Genomic DNA, 8,300 nt, shown 5'->3' on the forward strand with positions numbered 1-8,300 from the left:
CGAACTATCGTTCGCGGGGGCCGGACTCGTGAGGGTGGAGCCCGCTGTCGCCGCGCTCGCCTCGGGAACGGGCAGCGGTGTCGTCCGCGACGGGTGCGTGGTGCGCACCACACCTACCGGTCGGAATTCGTCGGGTCGCGGATTCGTGGGTTACATTTTATTGGCAATCGTTTTCGTTTTTGTTAGGCAGCTTCAGGAGTGGTTCGCGTGCGCAACAGCTATGCCAGAGGATTCGCGGTCGTGGCCGCCGGACTGGGCGCCGTGGCCACCCTGACCGCCTGCGGCACCTCGAAGACCGATTCCGGCGCGCTCACCGTCGTGGCGTCGACGAACGTCTGGGGCAGCGTCGCCCAGGCCGTCGCCGGACCCGACATCAAGGTCGAATCACTCATCTCCGACCCCACCGCCGACCCGCACTCGTACGAGGTCACCGCCGTCCAGGCCGCCCAGATCAGCGACGCGGCCCTGATCGTCTACAACGGCGGCGGCTACGACGAGTTCATCGACAAGGCCATCTCCGGCAAGAACAAGCGCAACGTGAACGCCGTCGAGATCGCCGAGGAGGGCGAGCACGCCACCGGCGAGGCCGGGCCGAGCCAGGCTCCCGTCAGCAACGGCAGCGGCGGTGGCAACGAACACGGCCACTCGCACGACCACGACGGCGCGAACGAACACGTCTGGTACGACGCCCATGTCGCGGCGCACGTCGCCGAGCACATCGCCGAATCCCTCGGCGAACTCGACCCGGCCAACAGGCAGGCCTACGCCGACCGCGCCGCCGCCTTCGGCACACAGCTCGCGGGCGTCGAGGCCATCACCGCCAAGATCGCCGCCGAACACCCGAACCAGCCGGTGCTGCAGACCGAGCCGCTGGCCTACTACCTGCTGCTCGCCGCCAAGGCCGACGACCGCACGCCGAAGTCCTTCCAGGAATCGGTGGAGCAGGGCACCGATCCCTCGCCCGCCGACGTCGCCGCGGTGCGAGACCTGCTGAAGGCCAAGCAGGTTCGCGCCCTGGTCTACAACATCCAGACCGAGGACAGCACCACCAAGGACATGCGCGCCACCGCGCAGGCCAACGGCATCGCCATCGTCGAGGTGACCGAAACCCTGCCGCAGGGCCTGGATTACATTCGGTGGATGACCGGCAACGCCGAGGCACTCGCCGCGGCGCTCGCCTAGGTCCCGGCCCATGCCCGCTACCGCCGCACCGACCGAGGGAGTCGCGCTGACCGAGCCCACCGAACGGGTCACCCGGCAATCTTCGAGCGCCGCCCCCGCGCCCGAACGCTCCCCCCTGCCCGAAACCCGTTCCGCCGCAGTCCCGGACACCACTCCCGCGGTACGGCTCTCGAACGCGCGCCTATCGTACGGCGACCGCACCCTGTGGCAGGGCCTCGACCTCGAGGTCGCGCCCGGTGAATTCATCGCGGTGCTGGGACCCAACGGGTCCGGCAAGACCTCGCTGCTGAAGATGCTGCTCGGACAGGTCCCCCTGTCCGCGGGCAGCGCGGAGATCGCGGGAGCGCCCACCCGCGTGGGCAACTCGGATATCGGCTACATCCCGCAGCAGAAGACCATGGACGCCGGGGCGCAATTGCGCGGGGTCGACCTGGTCGGGCTCGGCGTGGACGGGCACCGCTGGGGTCTGGGGCTGCGCGGGCGCGCCGAGCGCAAACGCAAAGTGGCACAGGCGATCGCGGCCGTGGGCGCGGAGAAGTTCGCGTACGCGCCGATCGACGCCCTCTCCGGTGGCGAACAGCAGCGCCTGCGCGTGGCCCAGGCGCTGGCCGGCGACCCGCGCGTGCTGCTCTGCGACGAACCGCTGCTGTCGCTGGACCTGGCCAATCAGCGCCTGGTCTCCGAACTCATCGACAAGCGCCGCCGCACCAGCGACACCGCCGTGCTGTTCGTGACCCACGAGATCAATCCCATTCTGCCGCTGGTGGATCGGGTGCTGTACCTGGTCGACGGCAAATTCCGGATCGGCACCCCCGATGAGGTCATGACCACCGCGGTGCTCTCGGAGCTGTACCGCACCGAGGTCGAGGTGCTGCGGGTGCGCGGGCGACTGGTCGTGGTCGGCACCGGCGACGCCATGGACGCCCTCGGCGCGGCCGGAGCGCACTGCCACGGTGAACAGCGTCCGGAGGGCCGCAAGTGATCGACAAACTCGCCGACGTCTTCGGCAAGATGTTCGACTTCTCCACCACCGCACACCTGCTCGGCTACGACTTCGTCCAGCAGGCGGTGCTGGCCGCGGCGCTGCTCGGACTGCTGGCCGGGGCCATCGGCCCGCTCATCATCAGCAGGCAGATGTCCTTCGCGGTGCACGGCACCAGCGAACTCTCGCTCACCGGCGCGGCCGCGGCGCTGCTCGCCGGGGTGGGCGTCGGACTCGGAGCCATCGCCGGGTCGGTGGTGGCGGCGGTGCTGTTCGGCGTGCTGGGTTCGCGTGCGCGCGAACGTGACTCGGTGATCGCGGTGGTGCTGTCCTTCGGCCTCGGCCTGTCCGTGCTGTTCCTGTGGCTCGGCCCCGAACGCGCCGGCTCGAAATTTTCGCTGCTCACCGGCCAGGTGGTGAGCGTCGGCTACAACGGGCTCACCCTGCTGGCCACCTGCACCGTCGGGGTGCTGGTGGTGCTGGCCGCGATCTACCGCCCGCTGCTGTTCGCCAGCTCGGACCCGGAAGTGGCGGTGGCGCGCGGGGTTCCGGTGCGCGCGCTGTCCATCGTGTTCGCGGTGCTGCTGGGCATCACCGCGGCCTTCGGCGTGCAGATCGTGGGCGCGCTGCTGGTGCTGGCGCTGCTCATCACGCCCGCCGCGGCGGCCTGCCAGCTCACCGCGAGTCCGGTGCGCGCGACCGTCCTGGCCGTGGTGTTCGCCGAAATCGCTGCCGTCGGAGGGATTCTGCTCTCTCTCGCCCCCGGCGTGCCGGTGTCGACCTTCGTCACCACCATCTCGTTCACGATCTACCTGATCTGCCGGATCGTCGGCTCGCGCACCCGCAACCGCCGCCGCGAGCTCGTGCCCGCCTGATCCGCCGCGCGTTCACGATCATGAACTCGGGTTCGCCCGGAACGCGCGCCCCTGCCCCGCCGAGGATTCGATCTTCGCCATCGGGGTAACCCATGCCCGCGATCTACCGCGTGAGGGGCTGTAGATCGCGCCCGCCGCATCCCTCCCGGGGCGAACGCCCCCTCGTCCCGTCCCGGGAGGAATGCGTGCCGCACAGCGCTTTTCGGGTGACCCCGGAGTTGCTCAGCCTTCGCCCGCCAGCGCGAACAGGCCGTCCGCGGTCTGCTCGATCAGGCCGTCGACCAGGAGCGAATCCAGCGCGCGGGCGCGCTGGCCGGGATCGCGGGTCCAGGCCAGGTCCAGGCGGGTCTGTTCGACCGGGCCGGTCGCGTCGCGCAGCACGTCGAGCAGGCGGCCGCGGGCCTGGCGGTCGGTGCCCTCGAACTTCTGCACCTTGCGGACCACGTCGGAGGGCGGGCGGCCCGCCGCCACCCAGGCGCAGGCGGGCAGGGGGCAGCGGGCGCAGTCGGGGGTGCGGGCGGTGCAGACGGTCGCACCCAACTCCATGATCGCCGCGGAGAAGATCGCCGCGCGGGGCACGCTCACCGGCAGCAGCGCCTCGGTCTCGCCCAGATCGCGGGCCGCGGGGTTGCCCGCCTCGGCGCGGCCGTGCACCGCGCGGGCGACCACGCGCCGAACGTTGGTGTCCACCACCGGAACTCGCTGCCCGTACGCGAAGCACGCGACCGCGCGGGCGGTGTACGCGCCGATGCCGGGGAGGCCGAGCAACACCTCGACATCCGCGGGCACCTCGTCACCGTGGTGCTCGGCGAGCACCCGCGAGCACTCGTGCAGGCGCAGCGCCCGGCGCGGATAGCCGAGTTTGCCCCACGCGCGCAGCACATCGCCCTGCGGCGCGGCGGCCATGGCCGAGGGCACCGGCCAGCGCGCCACCCACTCGCGCCAGATGGGCTCCACGCGGACCACCGGGGTCTGCTGGAGCATGATTTCGCTCATAAGAATCTGCCAGGCCGTGACCCCCGGCCGCCGCCACGGCAGGTCCCGGGCGGTGTCCCGGTACCAGTCGATCAATACGTCACTGTCCACTGTCATCAGCCGTCCGCCGTCGTTCCGATCCGCGCCGCGGGCTCACCGCCCGGGCGGTCCTGCGGTCAGTGGCCGGTTGCCGGACCGTAACGTCGCGGACTCGCCAGTAACCGATGTCGTATGCAAAATGGGACACATGCCGCATTCCAACCCGATCAGTGCCTGGAAGTCCCTGCGTGAGGGCAACGAGCGCTTTGTCAACGGCACGTTGCAGCATCCTAGCCAAGGCGCAGCCGACCGAGCCAAGCTCGTGGCCGGTCAGCAGCCCCAAGCGATTCTCTTCGGCTGTGGTGACTCCCGCGTGGCCGCCGAAATCATCTTCGACCAGGGCCTCGGCGACATGTTCGTCGTCCGCACCGCCGGTCACGTCGTGGATTCCTCGGTCCTGGGATCCATCGAGTACGGCGTGCACGTGCTGAACGTGCCGCTCATCGTGGTGCTCGGCCACGACAGCTGCGGCGCGGTCCGCGCCACCATCGACGCCCTCGATCACGGCAACGTCCCCGGCGGATTCATCCGCAGCGTCGTCGAACGCGTCACCCCGTCCATCCTGCTGGGCCGCCGCGACGGCCTGGAGTCCGTCGACGAGCTCGAAGCCCGCCACGTGGAGGAGACCGCCCGCCTGCTCATGCAGCGCTCGGTGATCATCTCCGAGCGCGTGGCCGCGGGCGAGTGCGCCATCGCCTGCGTCACCTACAACCTCGGCGAAGGGCAGATCAAGCTGCACCGCGTCATCGGAAACATCGGCGAGGTCGTCTAGCTTCTCGCTGAAATCTCCCGGGCCCCGCTGCCGAACGCAGCGGGGCCCGGACCCGTTGCGGGGAGGGATCTCCGGGCACGGAGACGACGGTCGGGCCGTTGCCGGAAGGCACCTTCCACCACGAGTGACGACGACTGTCGAGGCGCGTTGCCGAAAGGGGGAGACGATATCGGGCCGGGCCGGTGGGGATGCGTCTCCGCCATCGGGCGGGCCGGGCATCGAAGGACGTCGAGGACTTCCCGAGGCGGGCCGGGCGCGGGGCGGTGCGGCAGGGCGGGAGAGGCGGCCGGAATGGGGCAGATCGGTCGACACGGGCACCAGGAGGTTGCCGGGGGTTGACGGGGCGGCAAACGGGACGGTCGGTGCGCCGGAAGTTCGGGCGGGCAAGGGTATTCGCGGAGATCGGGCCCGAACGGGCGTTCCGGAGCCGGGGAAATCTACCTGTGGTGCGGCCCTTTTCAGCTCCGACACGCCGAGACCCTGCGCCGGATGCGCCCGACGGTGCCCTTACCGTTGTCAGCGTGCTGGAACCGAATGGACCGCTGCCGCCGGAAATCTACTGGCGCCGTCGCCTGATCGCGATCGGTGCCGTGGTGGTCGCTCTCGCGCTGGTCATCTGGGTGGCGTTCGCCCTGGTGCGCGGCGGTGGCGACGATAAGCAGGCCGAGGGCGAAGCCACGACCACCGCCCAGGCGTCCCCGAGCAAGAGCGCTGCGAGCCCGACGTCGGGCGCGCCCGAGACGAGCAAACCCGCCGGGAGCGCGGCTCCCAGCGCCGCACCCGCCGGCGCGCCCGCGGGTCAGTGCCCCGACCAATCGCTGGCCGTGAAGGTCAATGTCGGCCAGCCCACCTACAAGGCCGGGGAACAGCCGGTCTTCGGCATCGTCATCACCAACATCTCCAGCGGCGCCTGCGAACGCGACATGGGTTCGGGCCTGCAACTGGTGTCGGTGCAGTCGCTCGACGGCCAGCGCCGGCTGTGGTCCAGCACGGACTGCTATCCGGAGGGCACCCCGGACATGCGCACGCTCAGCCCGGGTCAGCAGGCGGCCTTCACCGTCACCTGGTCCGCGCAGTCCTCGCAGCCCGGCTGCGCGGGCGAGCGGATACCGGTGCCCGCGGGTCCCTACACCGTTGTCGCCCAACTCGGTTCGGTGCGCAGCGCACCGGAGCCCTTCAATATCGCCTGATCCCCAGCACCCCCGCTTCGAAGGCCGGAACCGCCAGGCGGTTCCGGCCTTCGCCGTTCCGGCAGGGGCGCAGCGCGTTTCCTGGCATGCGCGGCGCGTTTCCCCGGCGGCACAGCGCGTTCGGGCCGAGGCACCGCAATCCGCGCTGTGCCGCACGAGTTTCGGCGCGATGCTGCCGGATAACGAGCGCCCACACCCATTTTCGGTGAATTGCACAATCGGCGCGAGGCGAATTCCGCGCGCCATTTCGAATCGGCCACCGGATCCGTCGATGCACTCGTGATATCACCGGATGCCGAACGCTATGAGTCGGGCTGTGTTCGCCCGCAGAATCCGAACGATTCCGGGCCGCAATTGCGGGCCCGGAAACGGTCGTTTGATCATCTGCGCGCCGGTAGCCGGAATTCGGCGCGATCCCCGCGAATCGTCCCGCGCCGAACGATCCACAGGTCTCCACAGCCGGATGCGCGCGGCGCGGTATCGCGAAATTGCGAATCGCTCCGGCATTCGAATGCGGGTGGCAATGCGGTGAGATACGTCCCCGACAGGAGTCAAGGCCCCTTACGCCGACACGCCTGTGCGCCACGCGGGTGTTATGCGATTTCCACACCGCCGCCGGGGGCGGCGGAGCGGTCCGCGCTCAGGCCTGCGCGGCCGCACGGCGGCGCGGCCGCAAGCCGCACATGGACAGCGCCGCACCGAGATCGGCGACCTCGCGCAGGGTCATGCTGCGTCCCGCGCGATCCACCCCCGGCGGCACCAGCGCCTCGGTGAACCCGAGCCGCTCCGCCTCGGCCAGCCGCCGGGTGAGCCCGGTGACCTGCCGCACCTCCCCGGCCAGCCCGACCTCGCCGAGCACCACCATCCCGCTGGGCAGCGCCCGGTCCTGACTCGCGCTCGCAATGGCAAGGGCGACAGCCAGATCGGCCGCGGGCTCGGTGAGCCGCATACCGCCCACGGTGGCCGCGTAGACGTCCTGCTTGCCCACGTAGACCCCGCAGCGGCTCTGCAGGACCGCCAGGACCATGGAAACGCGGTTGTAGTCCAGCCCGCTCACCGCGCGCCGGGGCGCGGGCACGGCGGTGTCGACCGTCAGACCCTGCACCTCGCCGAGCATGGGGCGCTTGCCGTCCATCGCCACGGTGACCGCGGTACCGGGCACCGCGGTGCCGCGATGATGCAGGAACAACCCGGAAGGGTCGTCCACGCAGGCGATTCCGGCCTCTTTCATCTCGAAGCAGCCCACCTCGTCGGTGCTGCCGAAACGATTCTTGATGCCGCGCACCATGCGCAGCGAGGTGTGCTTGTCGCCCTCGAAGTGCAGCACCACGTCCACCAGATGCTCGAGCGTGCGCGGACCCGCGACCGAGCCGTCCTTGGTGACGTGCCCGACCAGCAGCACGGCGATGCCGGTGGCCTTGGCCAGCGAGGTGAGCGCCGCGGTCACCGTGCGCACCTGGGTGACACCGCCGATCACCCCGTCCGCGTCCGCGGCCAGCATGGTCTGCACCGAGTCGACCACCAGCAGCGTGGGCCGCACCTGCTCGACATGCCCGAGAATCGTGGCCAGATCGGATTCCGCGGCCAGGTAGACCTTTTCGTGCACCGCGCCCGTGCGGTCGGCCCGCAGCCGCACCTGCCCGGCCGATTCCTCGGCCGTCACGTACAGCGCGATCTCGTCGCGGGCCCGCGCCCAGCGGTGCGAAACCTCGAGCAGCAGCGTCGATTTCCCGACCCCGGGCTCCCCGGACAGCAGCACCACCGACCCGGGCACGATGCCGCCGCCCAGCACCCGGTCCAGCTCGGACACGCCCGTGCTGCGCGACTGCGTGTGCTTGGAATCGATCGCCGAGATCGGCGTGGCGGCCGTGCTGGGCAGCATGGCCCGCCGCCCCACCCCCACGGCCGCGGCGGCCGCGCCGTTCACTTCCTCGATGGTGCCCCAGCCCTCGCACGCCGGGCACCGCCCCACCCACTTGGCGACCTCGTTCGAGCACGCAGCGCACCGATACAGCGATTTCACCTTGGCCACGCGCGCAGCCTACGGATCGACCCCGACAGAACCGCGCGGCCACGCCATCGGCGCGGCCGAATCACCGGCGGGCACACCCCGGATCACCCGGGCGGCACACCCCGAATCCACCGGGCGCACCCCCGAATCACCGCAGGGCACACCCGGATCACCCGGGCCCGCGGACGACCGCGCCCCGCTCCGGAATCGGAGC

Annotated in this window: 8 protein-coding genes; 5 read left to right on the forward strand and 3 right to left on the reverse strand. The window is 70.7% G+C overall.

The features are described from left to right. Positions 1–207 precede the first annotated feature (207 nt). The 3 genes from ABZ319_RS39255 to ABZ319_RS39265 are packed head-to-tail and all read left to right on the forward strand — an operon-like array spanning position 208 to position 3,039. On the forward strand, positions 208–1,182 hold the full coding sequence (locus ABZ319_RS39255; protein WP_354991670.1) for a zinc ABC transporter substrate-binding protein: 975 nt from the start codon (positions 208–210) through the stop codon (positions 1,180–1,182). A 46-nt stretch (positions 1,183–1,228) separates the two neighbouring features. Then, positions 1,229–2,164 carry an ATP-binding cassette domain-containing protein gene (locus ABZ319_RS39260; protein WP_354991677.1) on the forward strand — a complete coding sequence of 312 codons (936 nt, stop codon included), beginning with the start codon at positions 1,229–1,231 and terminating at the stop codon, positions 2,162–2,164. After that, positions 2,161–3,039, forward strand: coding sequence for a metal ABC transporter permease (locus ABZ319_RS39265; protein WP_354991671.1), 879 nt, complete (start codon positions 2,161–2,163; stop codon positions 3,037–3,039). The genes ABZ319_RS39260 and ABZ319_RS39265 overlap by 4 nt, the downstream gene beginning before the upstream one ends. Positions 3,040–3,261: 222 nt before the next feature. Here the strand turns inward: ABZ319_RS39265 and ABZ319_RS39270 are convergent, their stop codons facing one another. Then, on the reverse strand, positions 3,262–4,131 hold the full coding sequence (locus ABZ319_RS39270; protein WP_354991672.1) for an A/G-specific adenine glycosylase: 870 nt from the start codon (positions 4,129–4,131) through the stop codon (positions 3,262–3,264). 130 nt (positions 4,132–4,261) lie between these two features. On the opposite strand from ABZ319_RS39270, the gene ABZ319_RS39275 reads away from it, so the two are divergent. Beyond that, positions 4,262–4,885, forward strand: a complete 624-nt coding sequence (locus ABZ319_RS39275) for a carbonic anhydrase (RefSeq protein WP_354991673.1) — start codon at positions 4,262–4,264, stop codon at positions 4,883–4,885. A gap of 521 nt (positions 4,886–5,406) precedes the next feature. Continuing rightward, complete coding sequence (locus tag ABZ319_RS39280; protein ID WP_354991674.1) at positions 5,407–6,075, forward strand: hypothetical protein; 669 nt, start codon at positions 5,407–5,409, stop codon at positions 6,073–6,075. A gap of 640 nt (positions 6,076–6,715) precedes the next feature. Here the strand turns inward: ABZ319_RS39280 and radA are convergent. Both radA and ABZ319_RS39290 read right to left on the reverse strand, forming a co-directional pair. Continuing rightward, complete coding sequence (radA, locus tag ABZ319_RS39285; RefSeq protein WP_354991675.1) at positions 6,716–8,107, reverse strand: DNA repair protein RadA; 1,392 nt, start codon at positions 8,105–8,107, stop codon at positions 6,716–6,718. Positions 8,108–8,116: 9 nt separating this feature from the next. Next, on the reverse strand, positions 8,117–8,300 hold a 184-nt coding region (locus tag ABZ319_RS39290), incomplete at its 5' end, for a hypothetical protein (protein WP_354991676.1).

Origin of the sequence: Nocardia sp. NPDC005978 (genome assembly GCF_040614455.1) — a bacterium.
In the GTDB taxonomy this organism is placed as follows: domain Bacteria; phylum Actinomycetota; class Actinomycetes; order Mycobacteriales; family Mycobacteriaceae; genus Nocardia.